Source organism: Streptomyces deccanensis (assembly GCF_022385335.1).
GTDB classification, from domain to species: domain Bacteria; phylum Actinomycetota; class Actinomycetes; order Streptomycetales; family Streptomycetaceae; genus Streptomyces; species Streptomyces deccanensis.
Genome location: NZ_CP092431.1, coordinates 1,807,271 through 1,827,773 on the forward strand (window position 1 = coordinate 1,807,271; position 20,503 = coordinate 1,827,773).

The window sequence follows — 20,503 nt, forward strand, 5'->3', positions numbered from 1 at the left end:
TGCGGGTCCGTCGGGGCTGGTCGCGCAGTCACCCCACACCCCTCAGGGCGCGGCTGTGGTGGGCCTCTTGTACATGCGTGTCGCCGTGATCTCCGTGTGGGCCGTTTCCCCCGGCTGGGGCGGCTGGGGGAGGCCCGGGCGCAGGTGTTCCTCCACGCTGATGTACTTGAGGCCCGCTCGTAGGTCGGCGTCGTTGCGGAGGCGGATGACCAGGGGGAACTCCGCCAGGGCGGTCGTGTCGAAGAGGCCGGTGGTGTAGAGGAGCTGGACGCCGAGGGCGTCCGAGACCGCGCGCTGGAGTTCCAACAGGTACGTCGCGTTGGCGCGGCCGATGGGGTTGTCCAGGAACAGGGTCCCGGCGTGACGGTGCTTGTCCCGCCCGCGGTCGTTGCTGCGCAGCGCGGCCATCGTGCAGTACAGGGCGATGGCGGCGGTGAGCAGCTGGCCGCCGGAGAAGACGTCGCCCATCTGGCCGACGGGGACCCGCTCGGCCCTCAGCACCGCGTCGGGCTTGAGGATCTCCACGGCGACGCCCCTGGGCTGGAGCGCGGCGCTGACGCCCCTCAGCAGCAGGGACATGCCGTCGCGGCGCATGTCGGAGTTCTTCTTCACGGCCGCGCGGGTCGCCTCGTCGACGACCTCGCCGAGACGTTCGGTGAGGGTGGCCTGGTCGGGCTCCTCGAAGCGGATCCGCAGGAACTCCTGGCCCGACCACTCCCCCAGGCCCTCGGGCAGCCGGGAGAGCCGCTGGGCGGAGCGGAGGGTCGCGAGGGCCGACTCCACGAGGCCCCGCAGCCGGTCGACGATCGAGTCCCGGTTGCGCTCCAGCTGGGCCAACTCGTCGGTGAGGACCCGGAGTCGGGGCGCGAACGCGTCGGCCCACTTCTGGGCGTGCTCGGGGAGCGAGGAGGCGGGCAGCTCCCGGATCTGCTGGCGGGCCGGCGTACGGACCTGTTCGTAGCGTGTGGAGTTGGCGTGGCGTACGAGGACGTCGCTCGCCTCCCGCACGGAGCCCTCGGCGGCTGAGAGGTCGGCGGCGCAGCCCCGCAGGGAGCGGCGGGCCTCCGCGGCCGCCCTGCGGGCCTCTTCGAGCCCGCCGGGGTAGGGCTCGGGCTCCTCCTGCTCGTCGTCGGTGGAGTGGTCGCGCAGGAGGTCCCGCAGGAGGGCGGCGGTCTCGTCGAAGCCGCCGGCCGCGTCCTCGGCGGCGCGGTGGGACTCCAGCAGCTCTGCGTGGGCCTCCCGGGCCTGGGTCAACGCCTCGGCGCGGGACGCCAGTTCGGCGGTGGCCGTGCGCAGCAGGGCCTGCGCGTGGTCGGCGTCGCGCGGGAGCAGTTCCTCCGGCAGCTCGGTGTGCGTCTCGCCGTCCTCCGGGGCGAGACGCTCGGCCTCGCCGCGCAACCGGCCGAGCTGCTCGCTCGCGGTGGACATCCGCGTCTCCAGCAGCTGGACGAGTTCCTCGGCGCGCGCCGCCGCCGCCTGCCGCGAGGGCCCGTCGGAGCCGTCGGGCGACTGGAGCAGTTGCTCGGCGCGGTTGCGGACCTTGTTGGTCAGCCGGTCCAGCTCGGCGATCGCGGCGCTCTCGTCGCTCTCGGCCCGCGCCTGCTCGGCCCGCAGATCGGCACCGACGCCGACCTTCTCGTACACCTGGGACGCGGCCCGGTAGGCCTCACGCAGAGCCGCGAGGGGCTGCCGGGGCGCGTCGGAGTCCGTCGCCGGTACGTCGTCGGGGGCGCCCGCGATCTCGGCGCGCTCGGCGCGCAGCGCACGCGCCGTGCGGCGGGCGTCGTCCGCGCCGCGCTGGGTGGCACGCCGGTCCTCGTCGGCGGCTCGGGCGCGCTCCAGGCAGGACTGGGCGCGGGCCTCGGACTCGGCGGCCTCGTCGGCGAGTTCACGGAGCTTCGCCTGCCAGCCGGCGCGCTCGCGCAGGCGGTAGGCCAGTCCGGCGAGGGCGTCGGCGGCGCGGCGGGCCTTCTGCGCGGCCTCCTGCCGTTCGTCCCGCACCTGGGCCGCCTCGGCGGCCGCCTCCTCGGCCTCGGCCCGCACGGTGCGCGCCTCCGAGAGCTCCGCCTCGGCCTCCTCGGCGAACGCGCGGGTCTCCCGCGCGGTGTCGGCCAGCTCGGTCAGGCGTCCCGCCGGGCAGCCCGTGCGCCAGGAGGAGAGCCGGGCCGCCAGTTCCCGGTCCTTGCCGAGCCGGGCCGCCAGCTCCCGGATCTCCTCGTCCCGTGCGGTGGCCCGCGCGCGCAGCGCCTGCCGCTCCTCGTCGGCGGCGTGCTCGTCGTGCATGGCCGGGTTCGGCGGCACGAGGAAGACGTCGGAGGAGGGCCCCTCGCCGCCGTTCATGGGCGGTGTCGGTGCCAGCAGGGCCGCGGCCGTGCCGACGGCCACGGCGGACCTCGGGAGGAGAGCGGCGTCGCTCAGTGCCTCGCGGGCCCGGGCGTGCGAGTCGGGGTCGGTGATGATCACACCGTCGACCAGCTCGGGGCGCGCGGCGAGCACCCGCGCGTGGTCGGTGGGATCCACGGCCTGGGCGAGGTAGCGCCAGCCGGGGAGGGCCGGGATGCCGTGCTCACCGAGGAACTCGACGGTCGCCAGGACGTCCGGGCCCGGTGGCAGCAGTCCGCCGTCGCCGAGGGCGCCGAGGATGCGGGAGTCGTCGGCCGCGGCGGTGCGCAGCTCGAAGAGGTGGCGCTCGGCGGACGACACGTTCTCGTCGAGCAGTTCGCGCAGTTCGTCGGCGAAGCGGTCCAGTTCCTCGGGGGTGAGGGGGCCCTCGGTGGCGTCGCGTTCACCCGAACCGCCCGCGCCCCCAAGGCCGTTCGCCCCGGCCGCGCCGCCCGCGCCGCCCCGCGCACCACCCGGACCGCCGACGGCGTCCGCGCCGGCCGCCCGTGCGGTGGCGCCGACACCGGTCCCGCCGTCGGCGTCAGCTTCAGACCCGCCCCTACGAGGACCTGGCACCCCTCCCGCCGCCCTGCCCACGGCACCCGGCAGGCTCAGCAGTTCCGCCAGCCGCTCCTCCCCGGCGAGGGCCTCCGCGGTGCGTCGCTCCCCGTCGTAGGCCCGCTCTGCGGCGATCGCCGCGTCCGCCGCGCGGGCGGCCGTGAGCTCCGCGCGGGACTCGGCGGACGCCGCCTCACGGGCCTGCTCGGAGGCGCGGCGCGAGGCCTCGCGCGCGGTGTCCCAGGCGGCGACGGCCGTCTTCTCGGCGTCGCTGGCGGCGAGGGCGGCCCTGGCCGGGTCGGCGTCCGGCGCGCTGTCGTCCAGCCAGCCCGCGCGGACCGCCTCGGCGGTCTCCTGCTCGACCTCGCTGAGCCGCTGCTTCAGGTGCCCGATCTCGCTGCGGGCGCGCTGTGCCTCGGTGGCGGCGACGGTCGCATCCCGGTGGGCGGCCTCGCCGACCTCCTGAAGGGCGGCCGACTTCTCCTCACCCTCGTTCGCCAGGTTCTCGGCGCTCTCGGCGGCGGCGTGCAGGGCGCGTACGAGGTCGACGGCGGCCTTGGCGCGGGCGGCGAGCGCGGGGGCGGCGTCCCGTTCGGCCTCCTGGATGGCGGCGGCCACCCGGGCGACGCGGTCGGCGGCGGCCCGGTGCCTGAGCACGGCCTCGGCGGCCTGCCAGGCGGAGTGCAGGGTGCGTGCGTCGGCCAGCTCCCGCTTCTGCGCGGCGGCCGTCTTCTCGGCGGCGGCGAGCGCCAACGAGGCGTGCCGGTAGGCCAGTTCGGCGGCGATGAGCGCGCTGCGGTCCCGGGCGGCCTCGGAGTGCGTGACCGCGTACGCGGCGGCGGTGACCCGCTGGGCGAGATCGGTGCCCCGCAGTCGCTCCTGGGCGGCGCGTGCCGACAGTCGCCGGGCCAGGGTGCGGGTGCGGCGTTCGGCGCCCGCGTGGACGTCCCGGGCCCGGGAGCGCGCCTCGGCCGCCTCCACGATGCGGCCCAGCAGATCCACGGACCCTGCCGTGAAGTCGCGTTCGGCGATCAGCTCCGCCCGCCGCCCGAGCTTGTTGCCGAACCCGGCGACGAGGTCGGCCAGTCCGTCCGTGTCACGGGTGTCGGTCACGGCCCGTAGCAGCAGGTCGGTGAAGTCGGAGTCCTTCTTCACCGCGAAGAGACCGGCGGCCTCGCCCTCGTCGGCGTTCATCTCCCGCTGGTAGCGGAAGAGTTCGGGGTCGAGACCGAGGTCCGTCAGATGCTCGTTCCAGCGGTCGTGGATCTCCTCCCAGTGCACTTCGAGGTGCGGATACGCCTTGCCCGCCTCGGTGAGGGCGTCCCGGAACCCCTTCATGGTCCGCCGCCGCCCCTGCGCGCCGGACGCGCCCTCGACGGGCGGCCGTACGGCGGTGGACTCGGCGACGGGCAGATTGTCGAGGCTCAGCCCCGGGCCGGGCCTGAAGGAGTACCAGGCCTCGGCGAACTTCCGTGGATCGTTGGAGACCTGCCGCCCCCGCCACTCGCTCGCCTTGCCGACGACCACGCACTCGCCGGTCAGGGTGTGCTGCCACTCCAGGGCGACGTGCCCGCAGTCGTCCGCCAGCAGGAACTTCCGCAGCACTCCGGAGCTGGCACCGCCCAGGGTGTTGCGGTGGCCCGGCAGCATCACCGAGAAGATCAGCTTGAGCAGCACGGACTTGCCGCCGCCGTTCTCCAGGAAGAGCACGCCGGCCGGCGCCGGCCGGCGTGGTGCTTCGGTCGGCTCCTCCTGGAAGAACTCCGCCTGCCGCGGCGCGGGGTCGGGCACGAACTCGCCCACACCTCTCAGGTCCAGCACGGTGTCGGCGTAGCGCGCACCGGCCGGCCCGATGGAGTAGAGGCGGACCCGGGACAGCTCGTACATGGCGGCGGACTTTCGCGGTCGTGACGGTGGATCGTGCGGGGGGATCAGGGCAGTTGTGGGATCAGGGCGGTCGCGGTGTCAGGGCGGTTTCGGAGTCAGGGCAGTCGCGGGGTCAGGAAGGTGAGTGGAACGGCAGTCCCGCGTCGGCCACCAGCTCCAGGTCGTCGGTGTCCTCGGCCGGCAGCAGCGTCGCCGAACCGTCGGTGACCGGGACCACGCCCAGCTCCAGCAGTTCGGCCATCGCGGCGCTGCCCGCCATGTCCCGTACCTGGAGCTGGTAGCGCGCGGTCGTGCGGTACGTACCGCCGTTGTCGTCGCCCGTGCGCTGGAGGAAACCCGAGTCGGTCAGGAAGCCCACCGCCTTGGCGATGATGCCGGTGGTGGACCCGGCGAGCCGGCGGGCGTCCTTGGTGGCCCCGGTGGAGCTGCGTCTGGCCCAGATCCGCCAGGCCGACTCCAGGCCGGGCGCGTCGGTCGCCGGGTCGGTGTTCTCCCCCTGCTCCTCGGCCCGCTCCTCCAGCCGCCGACAGGCCTGCCGTACGAACGCGTCGACCCCGTTGACCGAGACCCGTCCGATGTAGCCGTCGTCCGCGAGGTCCTCGGGGCGGGGGAACGCCATCGCGGCCACCGCGAGATGGGCCAGCCCGTGCAGGAACCGGTCCACCGAGTCCGCCGACGTCCGCCGTGCGTACTCCCCCATCCGCACGGCGAACACCGAGTCCTCGGCGGCGGTCACCGCCATGCCGGCCCGCGGCGACACCTCCAGCACGACCAGCCCCAGCCCGGTGGCGACGGCGTCGGCGAGGCGGGCGAACGCCGGATCCTCCCGGTACCGCCGCAGCAGCTCGCCGTACTCCTGGTCACGGGCGGGCTGCAACTTCGGTTGCAGCCCGAAGGCGACGAGCCGAGCGGCATCGGCGGCGTCGGCGGGAGTGAGGGCGGCAGCCACCGGAGCGGCCGACGTCTCCGGCTCGCTCCACTCGACATGCTCACTCACGACAAGAACTCCTCGATCTCATAACCAGGGCGTACGGCGAGCGCCCTCGCGGGGGCGCGGGACTGTGACAGAGGCGGCTCCGCCGCGTGGGCGCGACCGGCCACGGGCGAGCCGCACTCGGCCGGCGGCGGGAATCCTGACGGCGTTCTCACACGGCCTCCCTTTCCGCTGCCATCCCCGCGGAGTCCAGCAGGGCCATCCCCACGATCAGATCCGCTCCACCGAACTCGGGATCGTCCAGCTCCACCCCGTCGTCCACGGCGAAGAGCAGCTTCTCCTCGCCCTGCCGATAGGCCGTACCGACCGGGGGGCTCGCCGCGTGGACGGCCAACAGGGCGACCAGATACGGCAGTTCGGGGTCCTGAAGCCGGGCCTGGGCCAACAGCCCGGACAGCCGCCGGGGAGCGTCCGCCGGCAGGTCCAGCAGCCGCTTCGCCGCGGCCAACTGCTCCTCGCTGAACCGGCTGTCGTCGGGCGTGGCGATCAGGTCCGGCTCCGGCATCTCCGCCCCGAGGTGCTCCCGCTCGACGGGCGGGGTGAACAGCAGCTCCACGAGGTCCCCCACCCGCACGGACCCGGGCGTGCGCAAGCCGGTGCCGCGCGCGAAGAACGCGTCGGTCACCCGCCGGGCCTGCTCCACGGGCAGCGGCAGCAGTGGTCCGACGAGATGCCCGTAGAGATCTATCCCGGAGGTCGTCATCGGCGTGGCGAAGGCCTGCCGGTCCTGCTCGGCGCGGAACAGCGGTCCGGCCTCCAGCAGCCGGGACTGCAACTGCGTGTGCCGCCGGATGCAGTCCTTGACGATGTCGACGAGCTCGGCTGCGCGCCGCTTCTGCTCGGGTTCCTCGGACTCGTCCCGGGCCTTGCGGATGTTGGTGAGGATCGCGTTCTCGTGGCGGTAGCGGTCGGCGACGTGGTCGAGGGCCTCGGCGATCATGTCGGGCACGGTCCGCAGCCAGTCCACCGCGCGGACGTTGCGCCGGGTGGCGTCCAGGGCCCTGCGCAGGGTCTCGGAGTACTGCACGGTCCGGTAGCGGGCCTGCTCGGCGGCGAGCTGGGCGTCGGCGAGGCGGCCCCGGCTGATCAGGACCTCCAGCTTGACCTCGGCGGCGATCTGGGCGCTGGTGACATCGGTGTCGAGGGCGCCCACGAGGACGTTGACGGCTTCGTCGGTCGTCCGGAGGTAGACACCGCCGCCGTAGCCGGGGACCTCCTCGATCAGCTTGAAGTCGTAGTCGCGGCGGACGTAGGTGCCGTCGGGCGCGAAGGTCCCGTACACGGCGCGGAAGCCGCGGTCGACGCTGCCGACGTTGATCAGGTTCTCCAGGACCCAGCGGGCCACCCGCTCGTGCTCCTCGACGGGCCGCCGGGGGGCCTGGGCGGCGATGCGCGGGATGAGGCGGGCGACGATCTGGTCGTGGTCCGCGCCCGTGTCGAAGTCCATGTTCAGGGTGACCAGGTCGATGGCGGCGAGGGCGACCTCGGCCATGCCGTACACCGTGTACTCACCGGCGAGGTTCGCCTTGCGCGCGTCCAGGTCGTGCAGCGGCGCGGTGCAGGCGAGCGCGCGCAGCCGCCGCGCCAGTCCCTCGTCGGCGGCCGGCCCCGGCGCGGGGCGCGGCCCCGCGCTGAGCTGGGGCGGAACACTGTCCGTCGATGCGGGTGAAGTCACGGTGCACAGACTAGGTCCTGGGTCTGACATCGACCCAAACGCGCCGCCGGGCGAGCCCCCGCGCCGCTCACGGGGCGCTGTCGCTCACGGGGCGCTGTCGCGGACCCTCCGTCCGTAGACCTCCACCAGTCCCCGGAGCGAGTCGTCGAGATACGCCGCCAGCATCCGCTCGGCCTCGTCCCGCTCCCCCCGCCGCAGCGTCTCCAGGATGAGCTGGTTGCGCGCCAGGTACGGCTCGTACAACTTGCGCGGGTTGTCCACCACGTGGAAGGCGAGCCGGAGTTCGGCGAAGACGCTGCGCATCAGCTCGTCGGTGCGGGCGCTGCCGGCGAGGGCGACCAGTTCGCGGTGGAAGTGGATGTTGGCGGTGGACACCCCTTTCCAGTCGCCTTCGCGGGCCTCGCGCTGCCCCTCCGCGACGGCCGCGGCGAGCCCGTCCAGACCGTACGGCGGCTCCCCGAGCCCGTGCACGACGGCGCACTCGACGAGGCGGCGGGTGCGGTAGATGTCCTCCACGTCCTCGACGGTCAACACCCGTACGAAGACGCCCCGGTTGAGCTCGTGGACGAGGAGCCGTTCATGGGTGAGCAGGCGGAACGCCTCGCGGAGGGTGTTGCGGGAGACACCGAGGGCGCCGCCGATGCTGTCCTCGGACAGCCGGGTCCCGGGCGGGAAGAAGCCCTCGGCGATGCGGCTGCGGAGGATGTCCGAGACCCGCTCGGCGGTGCTGGTGCGCCCCAGGAGGGCGCGGTCGTCGGCAAGTCCCGTCAGTTCGGCGGCCATGCCGGAATTCAATCGCAGAGAGGAGAACGAAACAACAGGGGTATTGAAGGATCGTTCAACGATCCTCTACCTTGCTGGACAGGCGCCCTCCGCACCACGGCTCAGTCCTCACGCACCCTCCCCCCTCACCGCGAGGTGCACATGAGTACGAACCCTCCTTCCCAGGCCCTGACCTCCACGAGCGAACCCGACCCCGACGGCCGGCCCGCCGACGACGGCCCCCTCGGCTGGCTGCGGGCCCTCGGCCCGCGCGGCCGCCGCGCCTTCGGCGGCGCGTTCGGCGGCTACGCCCTCGACTCCTACGACTACTTCACGCTGCCGCTGAGCATGGTCGCGCTCACGGCCTACTTCGGCCTGGACAACGGCCAGACCGGGCTGTTCACCACGGTCACGCTGGTCGTGTCCGCGATCGGCGGCGCCGCGGCCGGTGTGCTCGCGGACCGGATCGGCCGGGTCAAGGCGCTGATGATCACCGTGATCACGTACGCCGTGTTCACCGTGGCCTGCGGCTTCGCGCCCAACTACGAGACGCTGCTGGTCTTCCGCGCCCTCCAGGGGCTCGGCTTCGGCGGGGAGTGGGCGGTCGGCGCGATCCTCGTCGCCGAGTACGCGAGCGCCAAGCACCGGGGGCGTACGCTCGGCGCGATCCAGAGCTCCTGGGCGGTCGGCTGGGGTCTGGCCGTGATCGTCTACACGATGGTCTTCTCCTTCCTCGACGACGACCTGGCCTGGCGCGTGATGTTCTGGACCGGCGCCCTGCCCGCGCTGCTCGTGATCTGGGTGCGCCGGTCGGTCGAGGACGCCCCGCAGGCCGCGGCCGCGCGCGAACGGAGCGCCGAGAAGGGCTCGTTCGCGGTGATCTTCCGGCCGGGCACGGCCTCCGCGCCGGGGCTGCTGCGCACCACGGTGTTCGCGGTGCTGCTCTCCACCGGCGTCCAGGGCGGCTACTACACGCTGGCGACCTGGGTGCCGACCTATCTGAAGACGGAGCGGGGTCTGTCGGTCGTCGGCACCGGCGGCTACCTCACGTTCCTGATCTCCGGCGCCTTCATCGGCTACCTCACCGGCGGCTATCTCACCGACCTGCTGGGCCGCCGCCGGAACATCTGGCTCTTCGCCGTGCTCTCGGCGCTGTGCATCCTGGCGTACGCGAACATCCCGAACGGCGCCAACACCCTGCTGCTGGTGCTGGGTTTCCCCCTCGGGTTCTGCATGTCGGCGATCTTCAGCGGCTTCGGCTCGTACCTCAGCGAGCTGTACCCGGTGGCCGTCCGCGGCACCGGGCAGGGCTTCACGTACAACACCGGGCGCGCGGTGGGCGCCGTCTTCCCGACCACGGTCGGCTTCCTGGCGGACAGCTGGGGCGTCGGCGGCGCGCTGGTCTTCGGCGCGATCGGCTACGGCCTGGCGGCGGTGGCCCTGCTCGGCCTCCCGGAGACACGCGGAAGGGAACTGCTGTGAACCCCCTGACCACGCGGCACCCCGACCCGGCAGCCGCCCCGCACGACCGGCCCTTCGCCTCCGTCGACCCGCACGCGCACGCGTGGACCCCCGAGGAGGCGCGCGCCCGGTTCCGTACGGGTGCCGCGGGCCCCACGGCGGGAGTGGCCGCCGGACACACCCAGGCGAACCTGATCTCCGTGCCCGCCGACTGGGCGTACGACATGCTGCTGTTCTGCCAGCGCAACCCCAAGCCGTGCCCCGTGCTCGACGTCACGGACGCCGGCGCGTGGACGACCCCGCTCGCCCGGGGCGCGGACCTGCGCACCGACCTGCCGCGCTACCGGGTCTGGGAGCACGGCGAGTTGGTGGCCGAGCCGACGGACGTGGTCGACGTCTGGCGGGCGGACCTGGTGTCGTTCCTGATCGGCTGCAGCTTCACCTTCGAGTCGGCGCTGACCGGGGCGGGCGTCCCGATGCGCCACGTCGAGCAGGGCCGCAACGTGTCGATGTACGTCACCTCCCGCCGGTGCCGGCCCGCCGGGCGGGTGCGTGGCCCGCTGGTGGTGTCGATGCGTCCGGTGCCGCCCGAGCACCTGGCGGCGGCGATCCGGGAGAGCAGTCTGCTGCCGGCCGTGCACGGTGGCCCGGTGCACTGCGGCGAGCCGACGGGCCTCGGCATCGAGGACCTGTCCCGTCCGGACTTCGGCGACCCGGTCGACGCCGCACCGGACGACATCCCGGTGTTCTGGGCCTGCGGGGTGACACCCCAGGCCGCCGTGATGGCGTCACGCCCGCCGTTCGCGATCACGCACGCCCCGGGGCAGATGTTCCTGACCGACGCCCGCGACGAGCAGTACCGCGTGCTCTGACATACAAGCGAGAGAATGGGATTCATGGGCTCGATCGATCTCAACGCCGACCTCGGCGAGGGCTTCGGCCGCTGGACGCTGACCGACGACGAGCGGCTGCTGTCCGTCGTCACCAGCGCCAACGTGGCCTGTGGCTTCCACGCGGGGGACCCGGTCACCATGCGGCGGGTCTGCGAGCTGGCGGCCGAGCGCGGTGTCCGGATCGGCGCCCAGGTCTCGTACCGCGACCTGGCGGGCTTCGGGCGACGCGCGATGGACGTGCCGCCCGCCGAACTGGCGGCCGAAGTGGCCTACCAGATCGGTGCTCTTGAGGTCTTCGCACGCGCGGCGGGCACGCGCGTGTCGTACGTGAAGCCGCACGGCGCGCTCTACAACCGCGTCGTGCACGACGAGGAACAGGCGGCGGCGGTCGTCGACGGAGTGCGCCTCGCCGACGCCGCGCTGCCCGTCCTCGGCCTGCCCGGCTCGCGTCTCCTCGCGCTGGCCGAAGGGGCGGGACTGCCCGCCGTCACCGAGGCGTTCGCGGACCGCGCCTACACCGACCTGGGCACGCTGGTGCCGCGCGGTCAGGACGGTGCCGTCATCACGGACGGCGACGCGGTGGTGGCCCGGTCGCTGGGCCTCGCCACGGACGGCACGGTCGTGTCCCACTCCGGCGTACGCGTCCCCGTCCGGGCCCGCTCCCTCTGTCTGCACGGCGACACACCGGGCGCGGTGGAGCTGGCCCGGCGGGTGCGGTCCTCGCTGGCGGCCGCCGGCGTGCGCGTGGAGGCGTTCTCATGAGAGCCCTGCCGGTCGGAGACCGCGCCCTGCTGATCGAAGTGGGGACGGGCGAGGAGGCCGAAGCCCTGCACGCCGAGCTGCTCCGCCGCCGCGCGACGGGCGACCTGTCGGCGACCGAGATCGTCCCGGCCGCCCGTACGGTCCTTTTGGACGGCCTCGACGCCCCGTCCCGCCTCGCCGAACGCCTCGTCTCCTGGGACATCCCGCCGGTCCCGCCGCGCGCGGAGCAGGTCGTCGAGATCCCCGTGCGGTACGACGGCCCCGATCTGCCGGACGTCGCCGCGCACTGGGGTGTCGACGAGGCCGAGGTGGTCCGCGCCCACGCGGGCGCCGAGTACCGCGTGGCGTTCTGCGGCTTCGCCCCCGGCTTCGGCTACCTCACGGGGCTGCCCCGCGAGGTCCCGCGCCGGGCGACCCCGCGCACGTCGGTCCCCGCGGGGTCGGTCGCCCTGGCCGGCCCGTACACCGGCGTCTACCCGCGCGCGTCCCCCGGCGGCTGGCAGCTCATCGGCACGACGGACGCGGTGCTGTGGGACCCCGCGCGCGTGCCGGCCGCGCTGCTGGCGCCGGGCACCCGGGTCCGCTTCACCCCCTTGGAGACGCCGTGACGGACGATGCCCTCGTGGTGGTCCGCGCGGGCGCCCTGACCACCGTCCAGGACCGGGGCCGCCCCGGGCACGCCCACCTCGGCGTGCCCCGTTCGGGCGCCCTGGACGCGCCGGCGGCCGCCCTGGTCAACCGTCTGGTGGGCAACTCCCCGGACGCGGCCGTGCTGGAGACCACCCTCAACGGCTGCTCCGTGCGGCCCCGCTCGGCGGTCGTCGTGGCCGTCGGCGGTGCCCCCGGTCCGGTCACCGTGGACGGCCGCCCGGCCCCGTGGGGCGCGCCCGTACGTGTCCCCGGCGGCGCCCTCCTCGACATCGGCCCCGCCCGTTCCGGCGTACGCGGTTATCTCGCCGTCGCCGGTGGTGTGGCCGTCGAACCGGTGCTGGGCAGCCGCTCCACGGACCTGTTGTCGGGCCTCGGTCCGCCCCCGCTGACGGACGGCACCGTGCTCCCGCTCGGCCGCCCGTGCCGCCCGCACGCGCGCGTGGACGTCGTCCCGCACCCCGCGCCGCCCTCGGAGCTGGTGCTGCGCGTCACCCTGGGACCACGCGACGACTGGTTCACGGACACGGCGCTGCGCACCCTCACCAGGCATCCGTACGCCGTGTCGTCCGCGAGCAACCGCATCGGGCTGCGCACGGAGGGGCCCGCCCTGGAGCGCTCCCGGCCGGGTGAACTCCCCAGCGAGGGAATGGTGCTGGGCGCCGTCCAGGTGCCGCCGGACGGCCGTCCGGTCGTCTTCCTCGCCGACCACCCGACCACCGGGGGCTATCCGGTGATCGCGGTCGTCCACCCGGCGGACCTGCCCGGCGCGGCCCAGGCCACGCCGGGCACGCCGGTACGGTTCGTCGCCGTACGGCACCGCCGCTGACCAGGGGTGGCGCCCGGCGTCGGTCCGGTCGCCCCGGGCCGCCTCACGCCACCTCCGGCCGTTGCTCGGGGGCGGACAGCGCGGCCAGGGCCGACGCGACCGCGTGGGAGGCGGACAGGTCCAGCCGGGCGCTGGTGCCGCGCGCCTTGTGGCGTACCTCGGCGGCGGCGAGGGCCAGGAGCTGCGGGAGCAGGTCGGTGCAGCGCCGGGCCACCCAGCCCGTGCCCGCGGTGGCCAGCCACCAGAAGCCGGCGGCGCGGCCCGGCGCCTCGAACTCGGGCTCGGCGGAGGGCGCCGGGCCCGTGGCGATGCCCGCCTCGGTGAGCAGGGCGTGGAAGCGGAGGGCGAGCTGCCGGTGTCCCCGTTCGCCGGGGTGCAACCGGTCCGCGCTCCACATCGCGCGGTCCGTCAGCCAGGCGCCCTCCGAAGCGTGCAGATGGACGGCTCCGTGGCGCTCGGACAGGGCGTGCACGACGGTGTTGACGGCCCGCTGCCGCCGGGCGAGGGGCCTGGCGAGCGCCCCCGGCAGACCGAGCATCGCCCCGGGATCGGGCAGACAGGCGGTGAGCAGCACCGCTCCGCGCTCCCGGAGCGCCGCGTAGACGGCGTCGAGGCGAGCGGTGACGGCGTGGATGTCGAAGGTGCACCGCAGGGTGTCGTTGACGCCGATGACGACCGAGGCGATGTCCGGGCGGAGGTCGAGCGCGGCGGACAGCTGCCGCTCCAGGACGTCACGCGTCTGGGAGCCGCTGACGGCCAGGTTGGTGAACTCCACGGTGGGCCCGGCGCCCGGCCACGCATGCAGCCCCGGGCCCGACCCCGCGTGCAGCCCCACCCCCGACCCGCCGCCCGGCCCCCCATCCGGCCCACGGCCCGGCCTCGCATCCGCCCCACCGCCCGGCCCCACGTCCGCTCGGAGCCCTTCGGCGAGCAGCGCGGCCCAGCCCCGCCAGCCGCCTTCGACGGGGTCGCCCACGCCCTCGGTGAGGGAGTCGCCGAGGGCCACGAACCGCAGGGCTCTCATCCCACGCCCTCCCGCACCGGGCGCCCGACGGTCGCGTCGTGCGCGGTGAGGAAGGCGTCCACCGCGGTCTGCCAGCCGAAGCACTCGGCACGCGCGCGTGCCGCCTCCCTGCGCTCGCCCTCGGTGCGGTCCAGCAGCAGTTCGACGGCGTCCGCGAAGGACTCCCCGTTGTCGGCCGCCGTGGCGCCTGCCGAGCCGATGACCTCCGGCAGCGCCGAGGAGGAGCTGGCCACCACGGGGGTACCGCAGGCCATGGCCTCCAGTGCGGCCAGCCCGAACGTCTCGGCGGGCCCGGGGGCCAGGGCGACGTCGGCGGAGGCCTGCAGGGCGCCCAGCGTCTCGCGGTCGCCCACGTGCCCGAGGAAGGTCACCGGCAGCCCCTTGGCCCGCTGTTCGAGCCTGCCGCGCAGCGGGCCGTCACCGGCGACGACCAGCACGGCCCGCCGTCCGCGCCGCAGCAGCGCCTCCAGGGCGTCGAGGGCCGTGCCCGGCCGCTTCTCCACGGACAGCCGGGAGCACATCACCAGCAGGACCTCGTCCTCGCGCGCGTGCCGCTCCCGCAGCCCCGGGTCGCGCAGGGCAGGGTGCCGTCCCACGAGGTCGACGCCCAGGGGGGCCCGGACGACGTTGCGCGCCCCGATCCGCACGAACTCCCGTTCGGCGAACTCGGTGGTGCACACCACTCGCGAGTAGGTGTGGGCGGTACGGACGTTGAGGGCGTCCGAGGCCCGTCGGGCCATGCCCTCGGACAGCCCCCAGGTCCGCAGGACCCCGTCGGCGGTCTCGTGCGAGACCATCACCGCGCGCACCCTGGCCCGCCGCGCCCACTTCCCCGTCCAGCGCAGCGTGGTGCGGTCGGAGACCTCCAGCCGGTCGGGCCCCAGCGACTCCAGGAGGCCGGCCACCCGCCCCTTGTCCATGAGGACCCGGTAGCCGCCGGTGCCCGGCAGCAGCGGTCCTGGCAGGGTGATCACCCGGCCCTGCTCGGTCGCGCGGTCGGTGTACCGCTCGCCGGGCACGATCAGTACCGACTCGTGCCCGGCCGCCTCGTATCCCCTGCCCAGTTCCCGCAGCGCGATCCGCAGTCCGCCCGAGGAGGGGGCGACGAAGTTGGCGAGCCGCACGATCCGCAGCCCGGTCCGGGCACCGTCCCTCGGTGCTCCCTCGACAGCGTTCCCGGTCATGCCGCCACCGCCGTCCGCGCCGTCAGCACGTCGGCGTAGTGCCCGATGAGCTGGTCGCCGACGGCCGCCCAGGTGCGCCCTTCGACCATGGCCCGTCCGGCGGCCCCGTAGGCGGCCCGCAGTGCCGGGTCGGCGGCGAGCGACCACACGGCGTCGCGTACGGCGGCCGCGTCGCGCGGCGGGACCAGGAGCCCCGTGCGCCCGTGGGCGACGAGGTCCAGCGGGCCCCCGGCGGCGGGCGCCACCACGGGCACCCCGCTGGCCATGGCCTCCTGCACGGTCTGGCAGAAGGTCTCGAAGGGGCCGGTGTGGGCGAAGACGTCGAACGAGGCGAAGATCCGCGCGAGTTCGTCGCCGGTGCGGCGCCCCAGGAAGACGGCTCCCGGCAGGGCTTCGCGCAGCCCCGGTTCGCTCGGCCCGTCGCCCACGACGACGACCCGCACTCCCTCCAGCCCGCACACACCCGCGAGCAGTTCGATCTGCTTCTCGGGGGCGAGACGGCCGACGTAGCCGACGATCAGCTCACCGTTCGGCGCCAGTTCGCGGCGCAGGGCCTCGTCGCGCAGCTCGGGGCGGAACCGGACGGTGTCGACGCCGCGCGGCCACAGGCTCACGCGGGGCACACCGTGTGCCTCCAGGTCGCGCAGGGCCGCGCTGGACGGGGCGAGGGTGCGGTCGGCTGCGGCGTGCACGGAGCGGATGCGCCGCCAGGCCGCCGCCTCACCGGCGTGGACGTAGGTGCGGGCGTATCCCGCGAGGTCGGTCTGGTAGATGGCGACGGCGGGCACACCGAGCCGGGCGGCGGCCGCCATGCCGCGCACGCCGAGGACGAAGGGGCTGGCCAGGTGGACGATGTCGGCCCGGTGCTCGACGATCGCCGCGGCGACCCTGCGGCTGGGCAGGGCGACGCGGACCTGGGGATAGCCCGGGAGCGGGAGGGAGGGGACGCGGACGACGGGGCACGGTGCCTGGAGGTCGGCTCCGGCTCCGGTTCCCTGGGCGGTGGCCGGGGCCACGACGAGCGGGGCGTGCCCCCGCGCGACGAGGTGCCGCGCGGTCTGCAGGGCGCAGTGGGCCACGCCGTTCACATCGGGGGGAAAGGACTCGGTCACTATGACGACACGCATAGGGGTGTTGTCGTCGTGCTGGACGTGGCCGCGTCAACGTGGATCTTTCCGGACGAGGAACGTCCCATGAGCGTTGCGCTGCACACATGTCCAGGTCAGACCGTGTCCATGCCCTCCTGACCTCCGGGTCACGGGGTGTTCACATTGCGGGCATGTCAGGACCGATTCGGCTGCGTACGGCTGTCTGGACCTCGGCCTCCTCGGCCGGGTCGGCGGCGAGCCTGCGGAGTTGGTCGACGACGCGCGCGTCTCCCGTCTCGGCGTGCCGGGCGGCGATCTCGCGGGTGGTCTCCTCGCAGTCCCAGAGGCATTCGACGGCGAAGCCGGCCGCGAAGGAGGGGTCGGTGGCGGCGAGTGCGCGGGCGGCGCGGCCGCGGAGGTGGGAGGAGGCGGTCTCACGGTAGATGTGGCGCAGGACGGGCGCGGCGCAGACGATGCCGAGGCGTCCGGCGCCGTCGACGAGCGTCCACAGGGTCTGCGCGTCCGGTCCTTCGCCGCGTACGGCCTCGCGCAGCGCGCCCAGCACCAGGTCGCTGTCCTTGGTCCCGCCGAGACAGGCGAGCATGCGTCCCGCGGCGGCGCCGAGGGGGTCGGGCCGGTGCACCCAGCCGCGTGCCCGGTCGACGGCGGCCATGCTGCGCATCCGTTCGAAGGCGTCGACGGCGGCCTCCACGACCATCGTCGTGCCGTCGGTCACGGCGCCCTCGATCAGGTCGAGGGCGTCGGGATCGTTGCCGTCGGCGAGGTAGCGCAAGGCGGTGCAGCGGGCGCCGTCGTCGCCCGAGCGGGCGGCGGCGAGGATCTCGGGCCGGTCCTCGGGGCCGGCGACGGCGGTCAGACACCGGGCGGCCGGCACATGGAGGACGGCTCCGCGTTCGATGCCCTGCTGGGCCCACTCGAACACGGCCGCGACGCTCCATCCGGGCCGGGGCCCGCTCGGTCGCATCTGCCGCTGCCAGCGGTCGAAACAGCCGGTCTCGTGGGCGGCCCGCACACGGGTGGCGATCGCCTCACGGGGATCGTCGGCCCACAGCCGCCAGGGCCGGGGTTCGAAGGCGTCACGGACGGCGGCGGCCAGCTCGGCCTCGCCCTCCGGATCCGTGGCGAAACGGGCCAGGACGGGTTCGGCGAGGGAGCGCAGTCCCTCGTCGTCGTCCCGGAGGGCCAGCTCGTCCAGGGCCCAGGCCCAGCTGGTGCCCACGGCGGCGTACCTGCGCAGCAGGGCGAGGGCGTCCCGCCTGCCGTACGAGGCGAGGTGCCCGAGGACCGCGAGGGCCAGGCCCGTGCGCGACTCGTCGGTGTCGAGCACGTCCTCGGCGTCGAAGAGGTGCCGCTCGATCTCGTCGAGCTCGCCGCTCAGGTCGAGGTAGAGACGGGCGTAGTACAGGGAGCGGTTCTCCACCTGCCAGTCGTGGCGGGGGTCGCTCAGCACACAGTGGTTCAGTGCCGCGAGCGCCTCGGCCCGCGGGGCGGTGAGCGCGTGCAGGGTGCCGTCGCCGCGGCCCCGCTGCAGCAGGCCGAGCAGCGTACCGCTGGGCGCTATGACCGGTTCGAACATGGGAAACAGCCTCACATCAAGCGTCGACGCAACCGGGGATCCTGCATTACCTGGCCGCGTGACAACACGTCGGTGCGCCCGCCGTCTCTTGCTTGCTGAAGACCATCTTCCTCTGCCTCTCGTCGGTGGCCCATGCGGACCGCGTCACGGCCCACGCGGTGCGGCAACACCTGCCCAGCCGTCATGTCCGTGAATCACGACGTCATGATGACCCGGCGGTTCTTCCTGCCGCGACCGAAATTTCCGGCGGCCCCGTACCGCCTCCCCCGTCTTTTGCGTTTTACCTGGTCAGAACATGTTGATCAGTGTGCTGCGAACAGTTCGAGCAGTTCCGTCTTTCCGAACATGCGTGCGGTGTCGACCGCGTTCGGCGTGCCCGCGGCCGGGTCGGCCCCGGCCTCCAGGAGGACCCGGATGACGCTCTCCTCGCCCTTGAAAACCGCCCCGGCGAGGGGAGTCTGACCGCGGTCGTTGACCCGGTCCGCCTCCCCGCCACGGGCCAGGAGCTCCCGTACGGCGTCGGCGTGACCGTGGTACGCGGCGAGCATCACGAGCGAGTCGCCGCGGTCGTTGGTGAGGTCGGCCGGCACGCCCGCGTCGACGTACCCCACGAGCGCCTCGGTCTCGCCCCTACGGGCCAGATCGAAGATCTTGGTCGCCAGCTCCACGACCGCCGGGTCGGGGGCTTCGCTCATCGCCGGGACCACCTCTCACATACGCACTTCGAGCCGAACGGGTGAATCGTCAGGGTACTGGCTCGACGCGCACATCAGCGGACAGAGCCGAGGCAAAGATCACACCGAGTCCCGTCGCGCGCAACAGCCCAGCCCGGACGGCCCAGTCCCGATGCGGCCGACTGGGCGAAATCCTCGATATTTCACCCATATGCACCTTTTATCGTATGGATACATCCTGTGACCTTGGAAGAACTCATGGTGATTGTCCCCATCAACCAGGAGAGCCCACATGATCCTGAACATCTCAGGCGTCGTCCTGCTCGGCGTCATCGTCTTCCTGTTCTTCCGCAAGGACGGCCTGAAGGCATCGCACTGCATCGTCGTCACGCTCTTCGGCTTCTACCTCGCCAGCACGGGCATCGCCCCGAGCATCACAGCGGGCGGCGAGAGCCTCGCGAGCCTCCTCGGCGGGATCAAGTTCTGACCCCGCCCCCATCCGCACGCACCCCCAGGAGACAGCTGTGGCCCGGGTCCCCCTCCCCCGCATTCTGAGCACCGGTGGCGCGCACCTCGCCAGGAGCCGGGAGTTGGCCCGGACGGCGGCCGACGGCGCCACCGACGTCCTCCACCCGTTGATCACGATCACGCGTGGACTGCGCCGGCTGGTCGCCGCCGGCCGCCTCAGATGGGCCGAGACCCCGAAGGACCGTCGCGGGTCACTGCTCTTCCTGGCGGCCTCGATCGTCCTGGTCGTGACCCTGGTGCCGTACGGCCCGCTGCTCGCCGTCATCGCGCTGATGGCGGCGGCGGCGTGGGCGGGCCGCGAGGGCGCCGTCACCGAGCCGGCCGGCCCGGACGAGTCCCAGACCCAGCGCCTGCGCTCCCTCTACGAGGCGCTGGTCCCCTCCTTCTCGGCCGCGGAGGACCCCGAGCCGCTCTACACGCACGGCGGCGCCTGGGACAAGGCCTTCCCCACGTACGCGTTCGACGGCACTGGCCGCGTCTGCCATCTGCTGATCCGCTACCCGGCGTACTTCCCGGACGGCGAGGCCGAGGCCCGCGCACGCGTCGAGCAGTTGCTGCACACCAAGGCGGGCCGCGGCCGCGAGTACCGGTTCACCTGGGACGAGGAGGGCAACGAGCTCACCGTCGCCGTCCTCCCCCCGCTCGCCACCGACATCACCGCCCAGCGCTTCGTGACGGCACCGGGCGAGACGGTCCTCGGCTTCACCGACGAGACCCAGGTCCAGCGCACCCTTCCCCTGTCCTCCGGGGAGGAGCAGCGGGACGTGCCGCCGGTCGTCTGGCGCACCGGCGTCCGGTCCACCGAACCGCATCTGCTGGCCGTGGGCGAGCCCGGCAGCGGCACCACGACCCTGCTCCGCTCGATCGCCCTCCAGGCGCTCCAGCACGGCGACGTCGTCATCGTCGAGGGCGGCGGCAGCGGCGAGTACGCGTGTCTGACCGGCCGCGACGGCGTGCTCGCCGTGGAGAGCGGACTCTCCGGGGCCCTGGCGAGCCTGGAGTGGGCGTCCCAGGAGACGGAGCGCCGGCTGATCGCCACGAACCGGGCCCGGCAGGCGGGCCATCCCCCGCCGGACGACATCCGCCGGCCCCTCTGGCTCCTCCTCGACCGCCCGAGCGTGCTGTCCCACCTCGCCGCGGCCGAGGGCAGGACCGACCCGCAGTCCCTCCTGCAGATCCCCCTCAGACACGGCCGCGCGGTCGACGTCGCCGTCGTGATCACCGAACAGTTCGACCACCTGGACTCCCTCACGGACGCGGTACGTCAGCACACGCGCGCGCGTGTCGTCCTCGGTCCCGCCTCCCCCGAACAGGTGGAGACGGTCCTGGGCGCCGCGCCCCCCACCACGCCCACCCCGGACATGCCGCCGGGCCGCGGCTACGCCCGGCTGGGCCCGGCCCCCGCGCTCCGCCTCCAGGTCCCCACCACCCCGGACCCCTACGACGACACCACCCCGGAACCCCACCGCCAGGCAGTCCTGGACCTGCTCCCGCCCCACACACCCGCAGCGGACGCGTTCACGAAGGCGGCCCCGGCGGAGACGTGAGCCCCACCGC

Annotated in this window: 16 protein-coding genes; 7 read left to right on the plus strand and 9 right to left on the minus strand. The window is 74.1% G+C overall.

Translation table 11 applies throughout. From position 1 onward, the window contains the following. Nucleotides 1-42: 42 nt before the first annotated feature. The 4 genes from L3078_RS08060 to L3078_RS08075 form a co-directional block, all read right to left on the minus strand. Entirely contained in the window at nt 43-4,827 is a 4,785-nt protein-coding gene (locus L3078_RS08060; protein WP_239752355.1) for a hypothetical protein, read from the minus strand. A 112-nt stretch (nt 4,828-4,939) separates the two neighbouring features. After that, nucleotides 4,940-5,824, minus strand: coding sequence for a hypothetical protein (locus tag L3078_RS08065; RefSeq protein ID WP_239752356.1), 885 nt, complete (start codon nt 5,822-5,824; stop codon nt 4,940-4,942). Nucleotides 5,825-5,972: 148 nt separating this feature from the next. After that, nucleotides 5,973-7,496, minus strand: coding sequence for a hypothetical protein (locus L3078_RS08070; protein WP_239752357.1), 1,524 nt, complete (start codon nt 7,494-7,496; stop codon nt 5,973-5,975). 84 nt (nt 7,497-7,580) lie between these two features. Next, entirely contained in the window at nt 7,581-8,279 is a 699-nt protein-coding gene (locus tag L3078_RS08075; protein WP_239752358.1) for a GntR family transcriptional regulator, read from the minus strand. Between the two features lie 141 nt (nt 8,280-8,420). On the opposite strand from L3078_RS08075, the gene L3078_RS08080 reads away from it, so the two are divergent. The 5 genes from L3078_RS08080 to L3078_RS08100 are packed head-to-tail and all read left to right on the plus strand — an operon-like array spanning nt 8,421 to nt 12,851. Further along, on the plus strand, nt 8,421-9,740 hold the full coding sequence (locus tag L3078_RS08080; protein WP_239752359.1) for an MFS transporter: 1,320 nt from the start codon (nt 8,421-8,423) through the stop codon (nt 9,738-9,740). 5 nt (nt 9,741-9,745) lie between these two features. After that, on the plus strand, nt 9,746-10,591 hold the full coding sequence (locus L3078_RS08085; protein WP_392311910.1) for a putative hydro-lyase: 846 nt from the start codon (nt 9,746-9,748) through the stop codon (nt 10,589-10,591). A 24-nt stretch (nt 10,592-10,615) separates the two neighbouring features. Further along, nucleotides 10,616-11,374, plus strand: a complete 759-nt coding sequence (locus tag L3078_RS08090; RefSeq protein WP_239752361.1) for a LamB/YcsF family protein — start codon at nt 10,616-10,618, stop codon at nt 11,372-11,374. Continuing rightward, a complete protein-coding gene (locus L3078_RS08095) occupies nt 11,371-11,982 on the plus strand; it encodes a 5-oxoprolinase subunit B family protein (RefSeq protein ID WP_239752362.1) in 612 nt (203 codons plus the stop codon). The genes L3078_RS08090 and L3078_RS08095 overlap by 4 nt, the downstream gene beginning before the upstream one ends. Continuing rightward, the gene (locus L3078_RS08100; RefSeq protein WP_239752363.1) at nt 11,979-12,851 is read left to right on the plus strand and encodes a 5-oxoprolinase subunit C family protein; all 873 of its coding nucleotides are present in this window, start codon (nt 11,979-11,981) and stop codon (nt 12,849-12,851) included. The genes L3078_RS08095 and L3078_RS08100 overlap by 4 nt, the downstream gene beginning before the upstream one ends. 43 nt (nt 12,852-12,894) lie before the next feature. Here the strand turns inward: L3078_RS08100 and L3078_RS08105 are convergent, their stop codons facing one another. From L3078_RS08105 to L3078_RS08125, 5 genes are all read right to left on the minus strand, one after another. Continuing rightward, nucleotides 12,895-13,875 (minus strand): SGNH/GDSL hydrolase family protein, encoded by a 981-nt coding sequence (locus L3078_RS08105; protein ID WP_239752364.1) that lies wholly within the window; start codon nt 13,873-13,875, stop codon nt 12,895-12,897. Continuing rightward, nucleotides 13,872-15,059: a glycosyltransferase gene (locus tag L3078_RS08110; protein WP_239752365.1), complete on the minus strand. Its 1,188-nt coding sequence runs from the start codon at nt 15,057-15,059 to the stop codon at nt 13,872-13,874. Before L3078_RS08110 ends, L3078_RS08105 begins: the two co-directional genes overlap by 4 nt. Continuing rightward, the gene (locus tag L3078_RS08115) at nt 15,056-16,186 is read right to left on the minus strand and encodes a glycosyltransferase family 4 protein (protein WP_239752366.1); all 1,131 of its coding nucleotides are present in this window, start codon (nt 16,184-16,186) and stop codon (nt 15,056-15,058) included. The genes L3078_RS08110 and L3078_RS08115 overlap by 4 nt, the downstream gene beginning before the upstream one ends. Nucleotides 16,187-16,325: 139 nt before the next feature. Continuing rightward, nucleotides 16,326-17,744, minus strand: a complete 1,419-nt coding sequence (locus tag L3078_RS08120) for a HEAT repeat domain-containing protein (RefSeq protein WP_239752367.1) — start codon at nt 17,742-17,744, stop codon at nt 16,326-16,328. A 302-nt stretch (nt 17,745-18,046) separates the two neighbouring features. After that, the gene (locus L3078_RS08125; protein WP_239752368.1) at nt 18,047-18,439 is read right to left on the minus strand and encodes an ankyrin repeat domain-containing protein; all 393 of its coding nucleotides are present in this window, start codon (nt 18,437-18,439) and stop codon (nt 18,047-18,049) included. Between the two features lie 271 nt (nt 18,440-18,710). Here L3078_RS08125 and L3078_RS08130 point away from each other — a divergent pair, with 271 nt between their 5' ends. Together L3078_RS08130 and L3078_RS08135 are read left to right on the plus strand one after the other, a co-directional pair. Further along, complete coding sequence (locus L3078_RS08130; RefSeq protein WP_005485586.1) at nt 18,711-18,905, plus strand: hypothetical protein; 195 nt, start codon at nt 18,711-18,713, stop codon at nt 18,903-18,905. A 37-nt stretch (nt 18,906-18,942) separates the two neighbouring features. Beyond that, nucleotides 18,943-20,493 (plus strand): ABC transporter ATP-binding protein, encoded by a 1,551-nt coding sequence (locus L3078_RS08135; RefSeq protein WP_239752369.1) that lies wholly within the window; start codon nt 18,943-18,945, stop codon nt 20,491-20,493. The last annotated feature ends 10 nt before the right edge of the window (nt 20,494-20,503 follow it).